Annotated in this window: 17 protein-coding genes; 6 read left to right on the top strand and 11 right to left on the bottom strand. The window is 72.7% G+C overall.

Features of this window, described 5'->3' with window-relative positions; genetic code table 11:
* From ABZW11_RS20675 to ABZW11_RS20685, 3 genes are all read left to right on the top strand, one after another.
* Positions 1 to 329 (top strand): winged helix-turn-helix domain-containing protein (locus ABZW11_RS20675; RefSeq protein WP_355419316.1); only part of this gene is annotated, 329 nt, incomplete at its 5' end.
* Positions 326 to 1564, top strand: coding sequence for a HAMP domain-containing sensor histidine kinase (locus ABZW11_RS20680; protein WP_355419318.1), 1239 nt, complete (start codon positions 326 to 328; stop codon positions 1562 to 1564). The genes ABZW11_RS20675 and ABZW11_RS20680, both read left to right, overlap by 4 nt.
* Before the next feature lie 67 nt (positions 1565 to 1631).
* Positions 1632 to 2012 (top strand): PepSY domain-containing protein, encoded by a 381-nt coding sequence (locus ABZW11_RS20685; protein ID WP_355419320.1) that lies wholly within the window; start codon positions 1632 to 1634, stop codon positions 2010 to 2012.
* 60 nt (positions 2013 to 2072) lie between these two features.
* On the opposite strand, the gene ABZW11_RS20690 is transcribed toward ABZW11_RS20685, so the two are convergent.
* From ABZW11_RS20690 to ABZW11_RS20710, 5 genes are read right to left on the bottom strand one after another with little or no spacing between them, the layout of a single operon-like run.
* A complete protein-coding gene (locus ABZW11_RS20690; RefSeq protein ID WP_355419322.1) occupies positions 2073 to 2744 on the bottom strand; it encodes an HNH endonuclease family protein in 672 nt (223 codons plus the stop codon).
* A 60-nt stretch (positions 2745 to 2804) separates the two neighbouring features.
* A complete protein-coding gene (locus tag ABZW11_RS20695; protein ID WP_355419324.1) occupies positions 2805 to 5933 on the bottom strand; it encodes a 2Fe-2S iron-sulfur cluster-binding protein in 3129 nt (1042 codons plus the stop codon).
* Positions 5933 to 6172: a sarcosine oxidase subunit delta gene (locus ABZW11_RS20700; RefSeq protein ID WP_355419326.1), complete on the bottom strand. Its 240-nt coding sequence runs from the start codon at positions 6170 to 6172 to the stop codon at positions 5933 to 5935. Before ABZW11_RS20700 ends, ABZW11_RS20695 begins: the two co-directional genes overlap by 1 nt.
* Entirely contained in the window at positions 6172 to 7374 is a 1203-nt protein-coding gene (locus ABZW11_RS20705; protein ID WP_355419328.1) for a sarcosine oxidase subunit beta family protein, read from the bottom strand. The genes ABZW11_RS20700 and ABZW11_RS20705 overlap by 1 nt, the downstream gene beginning before the upstream one ends.
* On the bottom strand, positions 7371 to 9752 hold the full coding sequence (locus tag ABZW11_RS20710; RefSeq protein ID WP_355419330.1) for an FAD-dependent oxidoreductase: 2382 nt from the start codon (positions 9750 to 9752) through the stop codon (positions 7371 to 7373). Before ABZW11_RS20710 ends, ABZW11_RS20705 begins: the two co-directional genes overlap by 4 nt.
* A 197-nt stretch (positions 9753 to 9949) precedes the next feature.
* Between ABZW11_RS20710 and ABZW11_RS20715 the strand changes: the two genes are divergently transcribed.
* Together ABZW11_RS20715 and ABZW11_RS20720 are read left to right on the top strand one after the other, a co-directional pair.
* Positions 9950 to 10945 carry a helix-turn-helix domain-containing protein gene (locus ABZW11_RS20715; RefSeq protein WP_355419332.1) on the top strand — a complete coding sequence of 332 codons (996 nt, stop codon included), beginning with the start codon at positions 9950 to 9952 and terminating at the stop codon, positions 10943 to 10945.
* On the top strand, positions 10945 to 11133 hold the full coding sequence (locus ABZW11_RS20720) for a hypothetical protein (protein ID WP_355419334.1): 189 nt from the start codon (positions 10945 to 10947) through the stop codon (positions 11131 to 11133). Before ABZW11_RS20715 ends, ABZW11_RS20720 begins: the two co-directional genes overlap by 1 nt.
* Here the strand turns inward: ABZW11_RS20720 and ABZW11_RS20725 are convergent.
* Genes ABZW11_RS20725 through ABZW11_RS20750 form a run of 6 tightly spaced genes read right to left on the bottom strand, consistent with a single transcriptional unit; the run spans position 11130 to position 17297 of the window.
* On the bottom strand, positions 11130 to 11888 hold the full coding sequence (locus tag ABZW11_RS20725) for an SDR family oxidoreductase (protein WP_355419336.1): 759 nt from the start codon (positions 11886 to 11888) through the stop codon (positions 11130 to 11132). The genes ABZW11_RS20720 and ABZW11_RS20725 overlap by 4 nt on opposite strands.
* Before the next feature lie 46 nt (positions 11889 to 11934).
* Positions 11935 to 14211, bottom strand: coding sequence for a tetratricopeptide repeat protein (locus tag ABZW11_RS20730; protein WP_355419338.1), 2277 nt, complete (start codon positions 14209 to 14211; stop codon positions 11935 to 11937).
* A gap of 19 nt (positions 14212 to 14230) precedes the next feature.
* Complete coding sequence (locus ABZW11_RS20735; RefSeq protein WP_355419340.1) at positions 14231 to 14986, bottom strand: hypothetical protein; 756 nt, start codon at positions 14984 to 14986, stop codon at positions 14231 to 14233.
* 48 nt (positions 14987 to 15034) lie between these two features.
* Positions 15035 to 15847 (bottom strand): diaminopimelate epimerase, encoded by an 813-nt coding sequence (gene dapF, locus ABZW11_RS20740; RefSeq protein WP_355419342.1) that lies wholly within the window; start codon positions 15845 to 15847, stop codon positions 15035 to 15037.
* 9 nt (positions 15848 to 15856) lie between these two features.
* Positions 15857 to 16762 (bottom strand): tRNA (adenosine(37)-N6)-dimethylallyltransferase MiaA, encoded by a 906-nt coding sequence (gene miaA / locus ABZW11_RS20745; protein WP_355419344.1) that lies wholly within the window; start codon positions 16760 to 16762, stop codon positions 15857 to 15859.
* Positions 16763 to 16775: 13 nt separating this feature from the next.
* A complete protein-coding gene (locus tag ABZW11_RS20750) occupies positions 16776 to 17297 on the bottom strand; it encodes a methylated-DNA--[protein]-cysteine S-methyltransferase (RefSeq protein WP_355419346.1) in 522 nt (173 codons plus the stop codon).
* A gap of 1 nt (position 17298) precedes the next feature.
* Here ABZW11_RS20750 and ABZW11_RS20755 point away from each other — a divergent pair.
* The coding region (locus ABZW11_RS20755; RefSeq protein WP_355419348.1) for an MBL fold metallo-hydrolase at positions 17299 to 17808 on the top strand (510 nt) is incomplete at its 3' end.

Raw genomic sequence — 17808 nt, forward strand, 5'->3', positions numbered from 1 at the left:
GGCGCGCGGGCGGCTCCGCCCCCGAACCGCTGGCGGTGGGCGCGCTGCGGGTCGATCCGCGGGCCCGTACGGCGACGCTCGACGGCACGCCGCTCGACCTGACGCCGCGTGAGTTCGACGTGCTGCACTACCTCGCGGCCCGGCCCGGCGAGGTGGTGACCAAGCGGGAGCTGCTGACCGAGGTGTGGCAGCTGCCGTACGGGGGCGCCGACAAGACCGTGGACGTACACCTGTCGTGGCTGCGCAGGAAGCTGGGCGAGACCGCGGCCGAGCCGCGCTACCTGCACACCGTGCGCGGCGTCGGCGTCAAGCTGGTCGAGCCGTCGTGAGGCGCTGGCTGGCGCTGCTCGTCGCGGCCACCACCTCGCTCGTGCTCATCGCGCTGCTGGTGCCGATGGCGCTGCTGATCCGCGCCGTGGCCGAGAACGGCGCGATGAGCAGGGCCACCGCCGCCGCCGAGTCGGTCGCCGTCGCCGTGGGCACGCCCGACCTGCCGCTGACGGTCGAGCAGGTGTCGCGTCCGGTGACCGTGTTCCTGCCCGACGGCACCACCGTCGGCTCGCCGGCCGGCCGCTCCGACGCCGTCCGCCTTGCCGCGACCGGCCGCAGCGTCACCGCCGCCGCGCCAGGCGGCAGGGAGGTGCTGGTCTCGGCGCAGTCGCCCGGCGGGACCGCCGTGATCAGGGTCTTCGTGCCGGATGACGAGCTGGGGCGCGGCGTGCGCGAGGCGTGGCTGGCGCTGCTGCTGATCGGGCTCGGTCTGGTGGTGCTCGGCATCGTGCTGGCCGACCGGCTGGCGCTGGCCGTCACCCGGCCCGTGGACGGCCTGGCCAGGGTCTCCCACCGGCTCGCCGGCGGCGACCTGACCGCGCGGGCCGAGCCGGGCGGGCCGCCCGAGGTTCGCTCGGTCGCGCTGGCGCTCAACCACCTCGCCGGACGCATCGACGAGTTGCTGGCCGCCGAGCGGGAGTCCGTGGCCGACCTGTCGCACCGGCTCCGCACGCCCCTGACGGGCCTGCGGCTGGACGCCGAGTCGCTGCGCGACCCGGAGGAGGCGGCCCGCGTCCAGGCCCGCGTGGACGCGCTGGAGCGCGCGGTGAGCGCCGTCATCACCGAGGCCCGCCGCCGCACCGCAGGCCGCGAGTCGTGCGACGCGGCGGCCGTGGTGGGCGAGCGGGTGCGCTTCTGGTCGGTGCTGGCCGAGGACCAGGGACGTGAGGTCACGGTCATGCTGCCGGACGGCCCGCTGCCGGTGGCGGTGGGCGCCGAGGAGCTGGCCGCGTGCGTGGACGCCCTGCTCGGCAACGTCTTCGCCCACACCCCTGAGGGCGTCGCGATGTCCGTACGCCTGCGCCCGCACCCGCCCGGCGCCCTGCTCACCGTCGAGGACACGGGCCCCGGCTTCGAACCGGCCCTCCTGGAGCGCGGCACCAGCGGCGCTGGCTCGACGGGCCTGGGCCTCGACATCGCCCGCCGCACCGCGGAGTCATCAGGCGGCGGCCTGACCGTCGCCACCGGGGACCGCGGCGGCGCCCGCGTCGAGCTGCTCCTCGGCGCCCCCTGAAGCGTCTTCTCGCCGCCTTAACCACCGTTTAGCGCGCGGTTACCGGGGATCGCGGTTTCGTAGGGGCATGCGAATCACAAAGAAGCTTCTCGTGGCCGGTGCCGGTGTCGTCTCCCTGATCGCGTGCGGTGGCGCGGCGTACGCCACCGCCGCGACCGCGGCCGAGGCCGCCGCGCCCGCCGCACCCAAGGTCACCGCCGAGCAGGCGATCGAGATCGCGCACCAGCAGGTGCCGGGCGCCTGGGTCAGCGAGCTCGACTTCGACCGCAACGGCACCGCCGCCGACGTCTGGGAGCTGGAGCTGGTCAAGGACTCCCAGCGGCACGAGGTGAAGGTGGACGCCGCCTCGGGCAAGGTCACCAAGTCCAAGGCGGGCAACGAGGCGGGCAACGAGGCGGGCAACGAGGCGGACACCAACGACGACCAGGACGACAACGACGACGACTGATCCTCCGCACCTTCCTGTGGCGCCGGCTCACCCCCACGGTGGGCCGGCGCGCTCATGCGGTCAGCAGGAGTCCAGGATGCCCTTCATGGCGTCCTTCTCCGCGGAGGTCACCCAGACCCCGTATTTGGCCTTCACGTCGATCTGGCGGGCGATGTAGGCGCACCGGTACGCCTTGCGCGGCGGCAGCCAGGTGGCCGCGTCGGAGTCGCTCTTCTGGCCGTTCAGCGGGCCGTCCACGGCGAGCAGGTTCAGCGGGTCGTTGGCGAACTCCTTGCGCTTGGTCGCCGACCACTGCTGGGCGCCCTTCTGCCAGGCGTCCGACAGCGGCACCAGATGGTCGATCTGGACGGCGCTGCTGGTGGTCTGACCGCGCTTGAACGTGATGGTCTTGCCGCTGTACGGGTCCTGCAGGGTGCCGGTCAGCACGATGCAGTCATGGGTGCCCGACTTGAACGTCTCGTCCTCCATGTCGCGCTTGAGGATGTCGTTACGGGTGTCGCAGCCGTTGCGGTCGACGTCGGACCAGGCCGGGCCGAACTTGTCGCGATCGAAGCCGGTCTTGGGCGCGCGGCCCTTGACCTCCAGCTCGCCGAGCTTCTTCTTCGCGTCGTCGACCGCGGCGGAGTCGGGCTTCGCGTCCGGGACACCGCCGCTCGACTGCGCCTCCAGTCCGCCGCACCCGGCCAGCATCGTCACCGTGGCCAGGCCGGCCATGAACGCCCGTACGCGCACGCTTGCTCCCCAGACTTCGCTCAAAACCTCGTAAAGTCTAGGTAATTCCCCGGTATGTCGTTATAACCCCTCTACGGCATCGAGCAGCCACTTCGCCAGATACCTGGCGAAAGACGATCTCACGTAGATCCGGTACCTATCGGGCGCCCGCCGCTCCAGGATCACCGGCGCCTTCCCCAGCAGGGTCTGGGCATGCCCGGGGAAGGCCGACGGGTGCAGGTCGATCGGGCAGCCGGTGATCAGCACGTCATCGGCCGCCGGGCCCGCCAGCTCCAGCACCGTACGCTGCCCCGACACGTCCACCCAGGCGGGCCCCGGCGTCGCGTCACCCGCCACGAGCCACCAGGACGGCCCCAGCCGCAGCCCCGTCCCCGGGTCCGCGCCCCTGACCTCCCACATCGGCTCGAACGCCACCTCGCGCAGCCGCACCCGCGTCCCGCTCGCCGCCGCGAACCGCGCGGCGCAGGCGGCGGCCGGGCTCTCCGCCTGCGCCCCGGTCAGCGGCGCGACCGTCCCGGCCGGCAGCGGCTCGCCGTCGCGGCGGGCGTTGCCGGGGTCGTAGAAGACCGGCTCCACGACCGTCACGGGCACCGCCGCGCCACCTGACACCGCCGTCAGCCGGTCACCCGGCGCCGCCTCCCTGGCCAGCGCCAGGCAGAAGGTACGGCCCAGCGCCTCGCTGTGGTAGCTGGAGGTGACGTGGCCGAGCATCGGCACCACGCCGTCCGGCGATCGCCCGGCCGCCACGAGCTGCGCGCCCTCGTCCACCCGCGCGGCGGGGTCGTCGGGCAGCAGGCCGACCAGGCGCTTGCGATCCCGCCGCGCGGTGTCGGGCCTGGCGTGCGAGCGCTTGCCGACGAAGTCGGGCTTGCGCTCGGAGACGATCCACGACATGCCGAGGTCCTGCGGGGTGACCGTGCCGTCGGTCTCCTGGCCGACGATGGCGAAGCCCTTCTCGGCGCGCAGCACGTGCATGGTCTCGGTCCCGTACGGCACCGCCCCCAGCTCGAGCACCGCCTCCCACAGCGCCCGCCCGTACGCCCACGGCACGTTCACCTCGTACGCCAGCTCGCCGGAGAAGCTGATCCTGAACACCCGCCCGGGCACGCCCAGCACGTCGACGGCGGCGTACCGCATGAACGCCAGGTCCACCGCCCCCGGCGCGACGGCCGCGAGCACCCGCCTGGCGTGCGGCCCGACCACGGCGACCGTCGCCCAGTGGTCGGTGACCGAGGTGAACGACACGTCGAGGTCAGGCCACTCCGTCTGGTGCCACTCCTCCAGCCAGTCGAACACCGCGGCGGCGTTGCCCGTGGTCGTGGTCATCAGGTAATGGTCGTCGGCGAGCCTGGTGGTGGTGCCGTCGTCGAACACCATGCCGTCGGCCCGGCACATCAGGCCGTAGCGGCAGGCGCCGGCCGGGAGGGTCGAGTACACGTTGGTGTAGACGCGGTCGAGGAACGTCCCGGCGTCCGCGCCTCTGATGTCGATCTTGCCGAGCGTGGAGGCGTCCATCGCGGCCACGTCCGTGCGGGCCGCCCGGCACTCGCGCCGCACGGCGTCCTCCATGGACTCGCCGTCCTGGGGGAAGTACCAGGGGCGCTTCCACTGGCCGACGTCCTCGAACACGGCGCCGCGCGCCACGTGCGCGTCGTGCATGGCGGTGGTCCTGACCGGGTCGGACAGCTCGCCCCTGTCGCGTCCCGCCAGCGTGGCGAACGACACCGGCGTGTACGGCGGGCGGAACGTGGTCGTGCCCACCTGGCCCGGCGCGGCGCCGAGCAGCGCCGACATGACGCCCACCACGACCGCGCCCGACGTCTTGCCCTGGTCGGCGCCGGTGCCCGCGGTGGTGTAGCGCTTGACGTGCTCGACCGAGCGCATGCCGGTGCCGGTGGCCCTGGCGAGGTCGGCCACGGTCACGTCGCGGTGCAGGTCCGCGAACGCCGGCTCGCCGCCGTCGCCCTCCACCAGCCACAGCGCGGCGGGCCGCGCTATCGGCCGCTCGTCGCACTCGGGCACCCGCAACCCACCAGCACCGTCACCCTCGGCTCCCAGTGCCAGTCGCGCCGCTGCCGTGCCCGCCGCGTGGCCGTCGGCGATGGCGTCGCGGGTGCCGTACAGGCCCCTGCACGCCCCCGCCGACCGCTCGGCCTGCGCGGAGGTGCCCGGCACGAACGCCTGCAGCTCCTCGTCGAACCTGACCTGCCCCTGCGACTGGCTGAACAGGTGCACGGCCGGGTTCCAGCCGCCGGCCACGGCCAGCAGGTCCGCCTCGACGTGCCGGGAACCGATCACGACGCCGGTCAGCACGCCTTCGGCGTCGCCGGTCGTGCCGGTCACCACCTGCCCGTCGCGACGGGGATCGACGACCTCGGCGACCTCCACCCCGGCCGCCGCCAGGTCGGCCGCCGCCTCACGGCCGGAGTCGGCGCAGGCGAAGACGACCGCCCGCCGCCAGGGCGCGACTCCGTACCGGTTGGCGTAGGCGCGGGCCGCCGAGGCGAGCATCACCCCAGGACGGTCGTTGCCGGGGAAGGCGACGAAGCGTTCGTGCGCGCCCGTGGCGAGCACCACCTGGCGGGCCCTGATGTGCCACAACCGCTCACCGCGCGCCCGCCGCTCGACCGCCACCACGTAGTTGTGGTCGTAGTAGCCGACGGCGGTCGTACGCGTGAGCACCCGGCCCGGCAGATCGAGCCCCGCCACCCAGGCGAGCGCGGGCGCGCCGTCGAGCAGCAGCCGCCCGTTCAGCAGGTCGCCGCCGAGGCGCGGCTGGTCGTCCACCAGGATCACCCGTGCGCCCAGCCGTCCCGCGGCGCTCGCGGCGGCCAGCCCGGCGGGACCGCCGCCCACCACGAGCACGTCGCAGTGCAGGTAGCCCTTGTCGCAGCGGCGTTCGTCTCGTTCGTCGCGTTCGTCCCCGGCGTGCGGGTCCACCCGGCCTCTGCCGTGCAGGCTCCACGCCTCCAGGCCGTCGTACAGCTCGACCGTGGTGGCGGCCAGCATCGGGTCGGGGCCGACGCGGACGAGCGCGTTCGGCTCCTCGGGCCCGGCGGTGAAGACGCCGCGCGGCCGGCCGAGGGTCACGCTGCGGCCCACCACCCGTACGCCGCCCCGCAGCAGAGCGGCGGCCAGCGTGTCACCCGGCTCGCCCCGCAGCGGGCGGCCGTCGAACGTGAACCTCATCAGCGCTTCCTGATCTCGTGGGTGACGGTGTGCCGTTCGACGTCGAACCAGGTCCGGCAGCCGTGGACGTGGAACCAGCGCTCCCGGAACCAGCCCTTGGGGTTGTCGCGGAAGAAGACGTAGTCGGCCCACTCGGCGTCGGAGGTCTCGCCGGCCGGGCAGGCGACGCCGGCCTGGCCGCCGTAGTGGAACTCGGTCTCGTCGCGGGGGCCGCAGTGCGGGCAGTCGATGAGCAGCATCAGTGCGCCACCGCCGCCGCGCCGTGCTCGTCGATGAGCGCCCCCGTGGTGAACCTCTCCAGCGCGAACGGCTCCGCCAGCGGGTGCGGGCGGTCGTTGGCGAGCGTGTCGGCGTAGACCCAGCCGGAGCCGGGGGTGGCCTTGAAGCCGCCGGTGCCCCAGCCGGCGTTGACGTACAGGCCCTCGACGGGCGTGCGGCCGATGATCGGGGAGGCGTCGGGCGAGACGTCCACGATGCCGGCCCAGGTGCGCAGCACGCGCACCCGGCTGAAGATCGGGAACAGCTCCAGGGCCGCCGCCATCTGCGCCTCGATCACGTGGACCCCGCCGCGCTGCCCGTAGGAGTTGTACGCGTCGATCCCCGCCCCCATGACCAGCTCGCCCTTGTGGGCCTGGCTGACGTACACGTGCACCGCGTTCGACATGACCACGCAGTCGAGCACCGGCTCCAGCAGCTCCGACACGAGCGCCTGGAGCGGATGCGACTGCAAGGGCAGCCGCAGGCCGGCCCGCGCGGCGAGCACCGAGGTGTGCCCGGCGGCGGCCAGCGCGACCTTGCCCGCGGCGATCCTGCCGCGCGAGGTCTCCACGCCGACGACCCGGCCGCCGGTGATCTCGAACCCGGTGACCTCGCAGCCCTGGATCAGGTCCACGCCGTACGCGTCCGCCTTGCGGGCCAGCGCCCAGGCCACGTGGTCGTGCTTGGCGATGCCGCCGCGCCGCTGCAGCGTGGCCCCCATGACGGGGTAGCGGGCCCGCTGGGAGACGTTGATGATCGGGCAGAACTTCTTGACCTCGTCGGGGTCGAGCCATTCGGCGTCCACGCCGTTGAGCCGGTTGGCGTTGACCCGGCGCCGGCCCTCGCGCACGTCGCCCTGGTTGTGCGCGAGGTTGAGCACGCCGCGCTGGCTGAACTGCAGGTCGTAGTCCAGCTCCGCGCTCAGCCCCTCCCACAGCTTGAGCGAGTGCTCGTAGATGGCGGCGCTCTCGTCCCACAGGTAGTTGGAGCGGATGATGGTGGTGTTGCGCGCCATGTTGCCGCCGGCCAGCCAGCCGCGTTCCAGGACGGCGACGTTCGTCAGGCCGTGGTTCCTGGCCAGGTAGTACGCGGTGGCCAGACCGTGGCCGCCGCCGCCGACGATGACGACGTCGTAGGAGGGTTCGGGGTCGGGGTTGCGCCAGAGGAAGTCGGGGTGGGTCAACGTCGGATCTTCTCCATCCCGGGGTCGTACAGGGGCTCGGCGGCGACCTCCGCGGGGACGCGGCGGCCGAAGTAGGAGATTTCCACTTGTGTTCCGGGGTGGGCCAGCTCCGCGGGCAGCCAGGCGTAGGCGATGGGACGCTCGATCGTGTGGCCGTAGGCGGCGCTGGTGACGTAGCCGACCGTGCGGCCGTCGTGCCTGACCGGCTCCTTGCCCATGACGACCTCGGCACTGAGCAGCGGCACCAGCTTGCGGGTGACGTCGGCGGCGAGGGCGTCGCGGCCGACGAACTCCTTGTCCGTCTTGACCGCGAACCCCAGCCCCGCCTCGTACGGGGTGTGCTCGGTCGTCATGTCCACCCCCCACAGCCGGTAGCCCTTCTCCAGCCGCAGGCTGTTGAACGCGGCCCGGCCCCCCGCCACCGCGAGGCCGGGCGCCCACAGCGTGTCCCAGAGCTTCAGCCCCATGTCGGCGCCGGTGTAGAGCTCCCAGCCCAGCTCCCCCACGTACGACACGCGCAGCGCAAGCACCGGCACGTGCCCGATGTGGCCCTGGCGGCAGCCGAAGTAACGCAGGCCCTCGTGCGAGAGGTCCATGTCGGTCAGCGGCTGCACCAGCTCCCTGGCGCGCGGCCCCCACACCCCGACGCAGCAGGTGCCCGGCGTCAGGTCGCGCACGCGTACGCCGCCCGGCGCGTGCCTGGTCAGCCATTCGAGGTCGAGGTTGCCGTTGGCGCCGACCTGGAAGGTGTGCTCGTCGAGCCTGGCCACGGTGAGGTCGGAGCGGATGCCGCCCTTGGCGTCGAGCAGCAGCGTGTACGTGACGGAGCCGGGTTTCCTGTCCACGTTGTTCGTGGTCATGCGCTGCAGGAACGCCGCCGAGCCCGGACCGCTGACCTCGATGCGCTTGAGCGGCGTCATGTCGTAGAGCGCGACGCCCTCCCTGGTGGCCAGCGACTCCCCTGCCGCGATCGGCGACCAGTAGCGGCTCGCCCAGGCGTCCCTCAGCTCGGCGCCGGTGGCCGCCCTGGGCAGGTCCTCGTTGGCCGCGAACCAGTGCGGCCGCTCCCACCCCGCCGCCTCCAGGAAGAACGCGCCCAGCTCCCGCTGCCGGAGGTGGAACGGGCTCGTCCGCAGGGGGCGCGGCGACTCCATCGGCTGGAGGGGGTGGATGACGTCGTACACCTCGACGAAGTTCTGCTTGCCGCGCTCCTCCACGAACGCCGGCGACAGCTGCGCCTGCTCGAACCTGCCCAGCTCGCACTCGTGCAGATCGACCTCGGAGCGCCCGTTCACCAGCACCTCGGCCACCGCCCGCGCGACGCCGGCGGAGTGGGTCACCCAGACGGCCTCGGCCAGCCAGAACCCGTCGAGGTGCGGCGCCTCGCCGATCAGCGGGAAGCCGTCGGGGGTGAAGGAGAAGACGCCGTTGATGCCGTCCTCGTACTTGGACTCGGCCAGGGCGGGCAGCAGCTCGACGGCGTCGCGCCAGGCGGGGTCGAAGTCCTCCTCGGTGAACGCCTGCACCGATGGCATCGTGGTGCCTCGCGGGCCGATCTCGTCCTGGGTGACCGGCATCGGGCGGTGGGAGTAGGAGCCGATGCCGATGCGTTCGCCGTGCTGCCGGAAGTAGAGGTCGCGGTCCTGGTGGCGGAGGATCGGGCCAGGTCGCAGGGTGCCGAGGGGGCCCGACTTCGCGTACTGGTGGGCCAGCGGCAGCAGCGGCACGCTCAGCCCGGCCATCGCGCCGACCGTCGGCCCCCAGAAGCCCGCCGCGCACACCACCACGTCGGCGGGGATCGTCCGGTGCTCGCCCTCCACCACGACGGCGACGCCGGTCACCCGGCCGCCGCGCTGGTCGATGCCCACCACCGTGTGCCCGCCCAGGAACCTGGCCCCGCGCTCGGTGGCCCGCGCCGCCTGCCGTTCGCCGCACGCGACCGCCGTCGCGAGCCCGTCGGAGGGCACGTGGAAGCCGCCGAGCACCTTGTCCTTGTCGAGCAGCGGCCACAGCTCCGCGCACTCGCCGGGGTCGAGCAGCCGTGCCTCGACGCCCCACGACTCGGCCCAGCCGAGCTTGCGGTGCAGGTCGGTCCAGCGCTCGGGGGTGGTGGCCAGCTCCAGGCCGCCGACCTGGCGGAAGCAGTCCGCGCCGAGCGCGGTGTACTTCCTGACCGTGTAGGCGGCGAACTCGGTCATCGTCTTCGACGGGTTGGTCTGGAAGACCAGGCCGGGGGCGTGGGAGCTGGAGCCGCCCGCGGTGAAGAGCGGGCCTTGATCGACCACGGTGACATCCGTCCACCCCCGCTCGGTGAGCTCGTCGGCGAGGGCGCAGCCGACGATCCCCGCTCCCACGATCACCGTACGCGGTCGGCTCATGGTGCCTCCGGTTGTTCCTTATGACGCAACACGCACCGCACTACGCAACGACCATAGATTCCAGGGACCGCCGGAACAAGAGTCACTTCGGTACACAACGGCCGCATCCGGACTGTGCCCGCGAGGGGAGATCGAGCGGGGCGGCGTACCAGTACGCTGACCTCGGATCATCGCACGGGAGGGGGCGTCACGGCACCATGGCGCAGCGGCGCTTACTGGAAGGGCTCGGTGTCACGGCGGCCGAGGAGAGCGCCTACCGCGCCCTGCTGCGGCACGGTCCCGCCACGCTGAGTGAGCTGGCCACCGAGACCGGCTCGTCCGCCGCCGCCATCCGCCGCATGCTGCCCAGGCTGGAGGACCTCGGCCTCATCTCGCGCGTCGCCGGCCGCCCGCTCCGCCTCGTCGCGACACCGCCGACCATCGCCATCGACATCCTCGTCGCGCGCCGCCAGGAGGAGCTGACCCACAGCAGGGCCGCCGCCGCGCTGCTGGCCACCGAGGTCGCCGAGCGCGGCGGGCCGCATCCCGAGGAGGTGCTCGAGGTGGTGACGGGGCGCGACGCCGTCGCCCGGCGCTACCTCCAGCTCGAACGCAACGCCACCACGGAGCTGCTGGTGCTGGTGCATCCGCCGTACGCGGTGGACGTCAGCGACGACCAGGAGAACCTTCGCCGCGCCGCCCGCCGTGGCGCCCCCGTCACACGCGGCATCTACAGTCCGCTCGCCTTCGAACAGCCCGGCATGCTCGACCACACCCGCCGCGCCGTGGCGGACGGCGAGCAGGCCAGGCTCGGCCCGGTGCCCGTCAAGCTCGCCGTCGCCGACGCCCGCACCGCCATCCTGCCGCTGGTCTCCGACACGGACAAAGCCGTAGAAAGCGCCCTGGTCGTCCACCCGTCGGCCCTGCTGGACGCCCTCGTTGGCCTCTTCGAAACCCTGTGGCGCGCGGCCGTCCCACTCCGCCTCGCAACCGACGGCCTCGAACCAGAATCCTGGCCCTCACCCCCGGACACGGAGGTGCTGGCTCTGCTGGCGGCCGGCTTGAAGGACGACGCCATAGCCCGCCAACTGGGCCTCAGCCCCCGCACGGTGCAACGCCGCGTCCAGATGCTCGCCGAACGCCTGGGCGCCCGCACCCGCTTCCACGCCGGCTACCTGGCCGCCCAACACGACCTCCTCCCCAAGGATCCGTGATGACCGAGCCGATCACGTACGTCGTCACCTACGAGAACGAGCGCTGGGTCTCGCGCTGCCCCACCGGCGAGACCGAAGGCGTGGGTGTGGCCGGCTCCCTGTCCCAGCTCGAACGCGACCTGATGGAAGTGCACGGCTGGGCCTGGCCCGATGACACCCCCGGCGTGACCTTCGTCTTCGGCCGCTAGGTGATGAGGAGGCCGCCGTCCACGGGGAGGGTGACTCCGGTGATGTACGACGAGGCGTCGGCGGCCAGGAAGACGGCGGCCGCCACCAGTTCGGCGGGGTCGCCGGGCCGGCCCATGACGACGCGGGACTCCGTCATGCGTTCCAGATAGCCCGGCTTGTACTGCTCGGTCATCTCCGAGGCGAAGAAGCCGGGCTCGAGGCAGTTGACCCGGATGCCGCGGCGGCCGGTCCACTGCTGGGCCAGGTCGCGGGTCAGGCCCACGACGCCGGCCTTCGAAGCGCTGTAGGCGGCCTGGGGCAGGCCGGCGGTGGTCTCGCCGAGGACGCTGCCGATGTTGACGATCGACGAGCCCGGCCGCATCACCCGCGCGCACGCCTGCGCCATCCAGTAGGTGCCGTGCAGGTTGATGTCGATGACCTGACGGAACTCCTCGGGCGTCTCCCGCAGCGCGGGCACGGCCGTGCCGACCCCCGCGTTGTTGATGAGCACGTCGACCGCGCCCATGCCCTCGACGGCGGCGGCCACCAGCGCGTCGCAGTCGTCCGGCTTGGAGACGTCGGTCGGGACGGCCAGGCACCGGCGGCCGGTCTCCTCGACCAGCCGCCGGGTCTCGGCGAGACGATCGGCGCGGCGCGCGGCGATCACCACGTCGGCGCCGGCCTCCGCGAGGCCGCGGGCGAAGGCGACGCCCAGGCCCGAGGACGCACCCGTGACGATCGCCACCTTGCCGTCGAGCCGGAACCGCTCCAGCACCGTTGACCGCCCTCCACCAGATCCAGAGCCCGGTTGAGAGCCCGGCTCAGAGCCCGTATTCCTTGACGATGCGCTCGTGCCGCTCGACCTCGACGTCGATCTCGCGCGCCAGGTCGAGCCAGGCCAGCGGGTGCACCCAGCGCTCGGTGGCGTCGTCGAGCAGCGCGTCGACCTCGGCGGCCGAGACGTTGGGCGGCACCGCGACCCAGCCGAAGACGCCGGGCAGCGACTCGCCGGTGGAGGGGTGGGTGATGGTGTAGTTTTCGTCGCTGTAGACCCACATCGGCCAGCCGCGCTCGGCCATGACCTCGGTGAACTCCGCCCAGTCCTCCTCGCTCGGCGCGGCGCCGTCGAAGAAGTAGCTGGTGTAGCCGCCGGGCCGCAGGATGCGCACCGCGGCGAAGGGCGGCACGAAGTTCTGCTGCTCCTGCGGGTCTTCCGGCACCGGCTCAAGCAGCTGCGGGTCGAAGACGACGAGGTCGCCGGCGTTGTAGTCCATGCCGCGCGGCTGCGGCAGGGCGAGCCTGGCGGTGGCCGGGCCGGTGCGGATGGACAGCACCTGGCGCTGCCCGCCGTCGGGGGCGGGCAGGATGAGCCTGATGAGGCCCATCTCCTCCTCGATCGGCCCCTCGGCGGACTTGATCGGCATGCCGATCTTGGCCGCGCCCTTGCGCACGGTCTCCCAGTCTTCGGCCGAGGTGGCCATGACGATCATGCGCCAGGTGTCCTCCTCGGTGAGCTCGTCGAGCACCTCGAGCAGCACCTGGGCGCCCCTGGCGTTCTGGTCGACCTGCTGGGCGGCGCCGGACAGCAGGCGGCGGGCGTCGATGCCGGCCCCGGCCGCGACGGCGTGCTCGCCCGCCTCCACCGCCTCGGGCCAGCGCTCGCGGGCGCTGTGGAGGCGGGCGAGCGCGAGGTATTGGGCCGCGTGCGGCAGCATGGCGGCCATCTGCTCGAGCCGCTCGTCCTGGCGGGCCTCGATGAGCAGCGTGGTGAGGTAGGCGACGTCGTCACCGTCGGCGGTGGCGATCTCGCCGCTGTCGACCAGCTTCTTCCAGTAGATGTCGGCGCCGGTGGCGGGGTAGCCGAGGAAGCCGAGCGTGGTGGTGTGGCGGCGGGTGGCCTCGAGGTCGTCGCCGGACAGCGGGGCCAGCCAGCCCACCCACTTCTCGGGGTCGGCGTTGAAGCCGTCGGCGGCGTCGAACAGCCCGACGCGCTCCTCCAGCGGGCCGGGAGGGGCCGGCTCTTCCGTGCCGTCGGCGGCGGCGCGCAGCGCGGCGATGCGCTCGGCGAGGTCGCCGCTCTCGCGCAGCTCGGCGGTGCCGGACTCGGCGAGGTCGGCGAGCAGCCTGGCCTGCCACACGCCCTGCCGGCCGAGTGCGAGGTCGCCGGCGACCAGCGCCAGCTCGACGCGGGCGCGGTAGCCGCCCATCATGCCGAAGTAGTCGATCCACTGGCGCACGACGCGGCCGAGCTGCCAGGTGTTGGTGATCTGGGCGGAGCCGGCGAGCTTGCTGACCGCGTGGGTCCACTCGACCCACACGCGCGGGTGGTCGCCCACGACGTCGAGGTCGGGCAGCGCGTCGACGGACTCGGCGATGCGGCCGAGCGTGGCGAGGATGAGCGCCCTGCGCACGCCGTCGCGGTGCTCCTTGGCGACCGGGTCGTCGGGCTTGAACTCGGACGCCGCCTGCAGCGCGGTGAGCGCGTCTTCGGCGCGGCCCGCGGCCAGCAGCGCGCGGGCGCTCTCGGCGCCCAGCTCCCAGCTCGCCTCGCGGCCCGCCGTGCGCAGCCGCTCGACGGCGGACTCGGCGGAGGTGACGGCCTCGCCCGCCTTGCCGGCGTCGATGAGAGCGGCGACGTATTGCGTCGTGAGGCCGGAGAAGGCCGGATTTTCCGGGCTCATGCCCTCGAGGAAGGCGCCCACGGTCTCGATCCGCTCGGTGGCGTGGCCGGGGCCGTCGGCGTTGGCCCACGCGATGGCCATCGCCTCGGCCGCCGCCGGAGTCGCCGGGCACTCGCGTACGTCTTCGCGCTGAGCGAACGCCAGCAACTGCTTGGCGTCGTCGACCGCGACCGCGCCCTGGGCGCGGTCGCCGATGCGGCCGATCAGGTGCCAGTAGCGGGCGTAGAACTCGAGCCAGGGCAGCTCCAGAGCCTCCGCCTGCTGCGCGATGGCCGGAGCCATGACGTCGAGCTGCGGGTATCGGCCCTCGTAAGCCTGTGCGGGAAGGTCTCCCAGCGCCATGGCGAGGCCAACGTTGCCCGCCTCGGAAAGCTGCTGCTGGGTTTCGCCGACCCAGGCCCAGATGTCCACGTCCATGGGCAGTCAGTCTGCCAGGTCAACGAGCGTCCCCAAAACGCAGAAGCTCGATCAGCTCGTCCGATTCGGCGTCGGTGAGGACCGAGAACACCTCCGCCATGAGATCGTCGGTGTTCTCTTCCACGGCCGCGCGCCGCTTCACGACCTCCGGGCCCGGCTTCTCGTACGGCTCGGGCCAGGTGAAGAAGCGCGCGACGTCCTCGCCCGACGAGCGGCCCAGCGGCAGCGCGTCGTGCTCGGCGGCCAGCGTCGCCTCCAGGGGGTGCAGCCCGGCCGCGATCACGGCGTTGGCGTGCAGGCCGCCGCGCAGCTCGCGTACGACGTGCATGAGCTGGACGGCCCGCGCGGGCGGGTCGTCGGGCAGGGGCACGGCCCGCCAGCCCGCGAACAGCGGCGCCCCCACGGGCGAGGCCCGCTCGACGACCGGCTCGAGCAGCTCGGCGATCCTGGCGCAGCCGTCGTAGCCGCCCAGCTTGCGCCGCCCCCACTCGTGGCAGGCCGCGGCGTACAGCGCGACGGCGCGGTCCGCGGCCAGCTTGCGCCCGCCGTTCCAGCTCGCCTCGACGTGCTCGGGCGGGAAGAAGACGGCGACCGACGTGACAACGTCGGCCGCGCACTCGCCGAGCACGCCGCAGCGGCCGCGGAAGTACGCCTCGCGCGGGCCGAGCCCGTAGTCGTCGCAGATGGCCTTGACCTCGCGCGAGATCATCCATCCGCCGCCGAACTGCCCTATGGGTGTCTTGACCCGGGCCGCCGTGGTGCGTGGGTGCGCCATGTCCACCTCTCAGTTCAGGAAGTGAACCCAGCATCCCCTAGCAGAACATCATTCTGCAAGAGTCAGTTCGCCGCTCGCGATGATCACCGCGGGCCCCGACAGGTAGCTGGTGTCCTCGTCGAGGATCACCGTCAGCGTGCCGCCCAGCACCTCGATCGTCCACGTGCCCGTGGTGTCGCCGGTCAGCGCCGCCGCCGCGACCGCCGTGGCCACCGCGCCCGTGCCGCAGGCCCTGGTCTCGCCCGAGCCGCGCTCGTAGACGCGCATGACCGCCCGGCTCGTGCCCACCGGGTTGAACAGCTCGATGTTGACCCCGGCGGGGAAGACGCCCGTGTCGAACCCGGGCTGGTGGTTGAGGTCGAGCTGCGCGACCGGGTCGCCGATCGCGCAGGCCAGGTGGGGGTTGCCCATGTCGACGTGGATGCCGGTGTACTCCTGGTTTCCCACCGTCGCCGTGCTCTCGCCGTGGACGGAGGGCTTGCCCATGTCCACCGTGATGTCGCCGTTCGGCTCGACGCGCACCCTGCGCACGCCGCCCCTCGTCGCCACGCCGAACTCCGTGCCGTGCGCGAGCCCGGCGTCCACCAGGTAGCGGGCGAACACCCGCACGCCGTTGCCGCACATCTCGGCCATGCTGCCGTCGGAGTTGCGATAGTCCATGAACCACTCGGCGGCGGCCGCCTGGTCGGCCACCTCCGGGCTCTGCTTCGTGGGCGCCACGCGGAGCACGCCGTCGGCGCCGATGCCGGCCCTCCTGTCACAGATCTTCGCGACGAGCGAAGCCGACAGATCGACCTCACCGCCGTGATCAGGCAGGATGACGAAATCGTTCTCGGTGCCGTGCCCCTTGAGAAAGCGCATCTTCAAAGTTTATTCGTACGGGTGTCCGGCTATGAGATCGAGGGATCGCTCAAGCAGGTCCGGGGCGTCGTACGCCAGCCACCGCACCCGCGGATCCCGGCGGAACCACGACTCCTGCCGGCGGGCGAAGCGCCTGGTCAGCCTGACCGTCTCGGCCTTCGCCTGCTCCTCGCTCCACTCCCCTTCGAGAAACTTGACGACCTGGGCGTAACCAAGCGCCCTGCTCGCCGTGCGCCCCTCGGCCAGGCCCTGGCCCAGCAGCGTGCGCACCTCGTCGACCAGCCCGGCCGCCCACATGCGCTCGACCCGCAGCTCGATCCGCTCGTCGAGCACCGGCCGCGGCACCTCGATGCCGATCTGCACGCTCGGATAGACCGCGTCGTACGACGGCATGGTCGCCGAGAACGGCCGGCCGGACAGCTCGATCACCTCCAGCGCCCGGACGATGCGGCGGCCGTTGGTCGGCAGGATCGCGGCGGCGGCGGCCGGGTCCTGCTCGCGCAGCCGCTCGTAGAGCGGCGCAGGGCCGCGCTCGGCCAGCTCGGCCTCCAGCCTGGCCCTGATCTCCGGCTCGGTGCCGGGGAACTCCAGGTCGTCGATGGCCGCCCGCACGTAGAGGCCGCTGCCGCCGACCAGCACGGGCACCTCGACGGCGTCGAAGACGGCCCTGGCCAGCTTCTGGTACTCGGCCACGCTGGCGGTGACCGTGACGTCCCAGATGTCCAGCAGGTGGTGGGGCACTCCGCGGCGCTCGGCCGGGGTGAGCTTGGCCGTGCCGATGTCCATGCCGCGGTAGAGCTGCATGGAGTCGGCGTTGACGCACTCACCCCCAAGCCGGAGGGCGAGGTCGACGGCGAGATCGGACTTTCCTGCCGCCGTGGGACCCACGACGGCGATCACTGGCTGCTGGCGCACGGCGACAAGTCTGCTAGAGATCCAGCAGGGTCGGCTGCAGGTAGCCCTCGTGGGTCAGCAGCCACCGCTTGGTCTCGACGCCCTCGCCGCCGCTGAACCCGCCCAGCCCGTTGCCCGCCACCACCCGGTGGCAGGGGATCACGATCGGGATCGGGTTGGAGCCCATGATCGAGCCGATGCCTCTCGCGGGCACGCTGGAGCCCGCGAGCGCGGCCAGCTCGCCGTAGGTGACGGCGGTGCCGTACGGGACCTCGTGCAGCGCCTGCAGGACCCGCAGCCGCGAGCCCGACATCAGCCGCCAGTCGATCGGCGTCCCGAACGTCTTCAGCTCGCCCGCGAAATAAGCCTTCAGCTCGGCGACGGCGCAGGCCGTACGATCCGGGTCATGGATCACAGCCAGATCGAGCCGGCCCGCCACCCCGGCGCGGGACCCCCAGCCCGACGCCACGAGGCCGTTCTCGGTCAGGGCCAGGGCGAACGTGCCCACCGGCGTGGGCACCTCGGCGATGGCGACCGTCTCCTCGCTAGGGGTCATCGTGTCCTCACGTGAGCTCGTGGTGCTGGGGACGTCCAGCGCGGTTCCTACCCGACACCGTAACCACAACGGCTACCTCCTGCGCTGGGACGGCCAGGGCTTCCTGTTCGACCCGGGAGAGGGCACGCAGCGCCAGATGACGTACGCGGGCGTGAGCGCCAACGACGTCCACTGGATCTGCCTGACCCACTTCCACGGCGACCACTGCCTCGGCGTGCCGGGCATCGTGCAGCGCATCGCCCGCGACAAAGTACGCCATCCCGTCCGCGCCGTCTTCCCCGCCTCCGGCGAGACGTACTGGCGCAGGCTCCGCCACGCCGCCGCCTTCGCCGACACCGCGGTCATCTCCGAACATCCCGTCTCCGGCGATCCGGACTCGGTCGGGCCGGTCATCGCGCGCCGGCTGTCCCATCCCGTCGAGTCCTACGGCTACCGCGTCCAGGAGCCCCTCGGCCGCCGCATGCTGCCGGAGAAGCTGGCCGCCCACGGCATCCGCGGGCCGGAGGTGGGC

It is taken from the genome of Nonomuraea sp. NPDC004580 (genome assembly GCF_040609855.1).
GTDB lineage: Bacteria > Actinomycetota > Actinomycetes > Streptosporangiales > Streptosporangiaceae > Nonomuraea > Nonomuraea salmonea.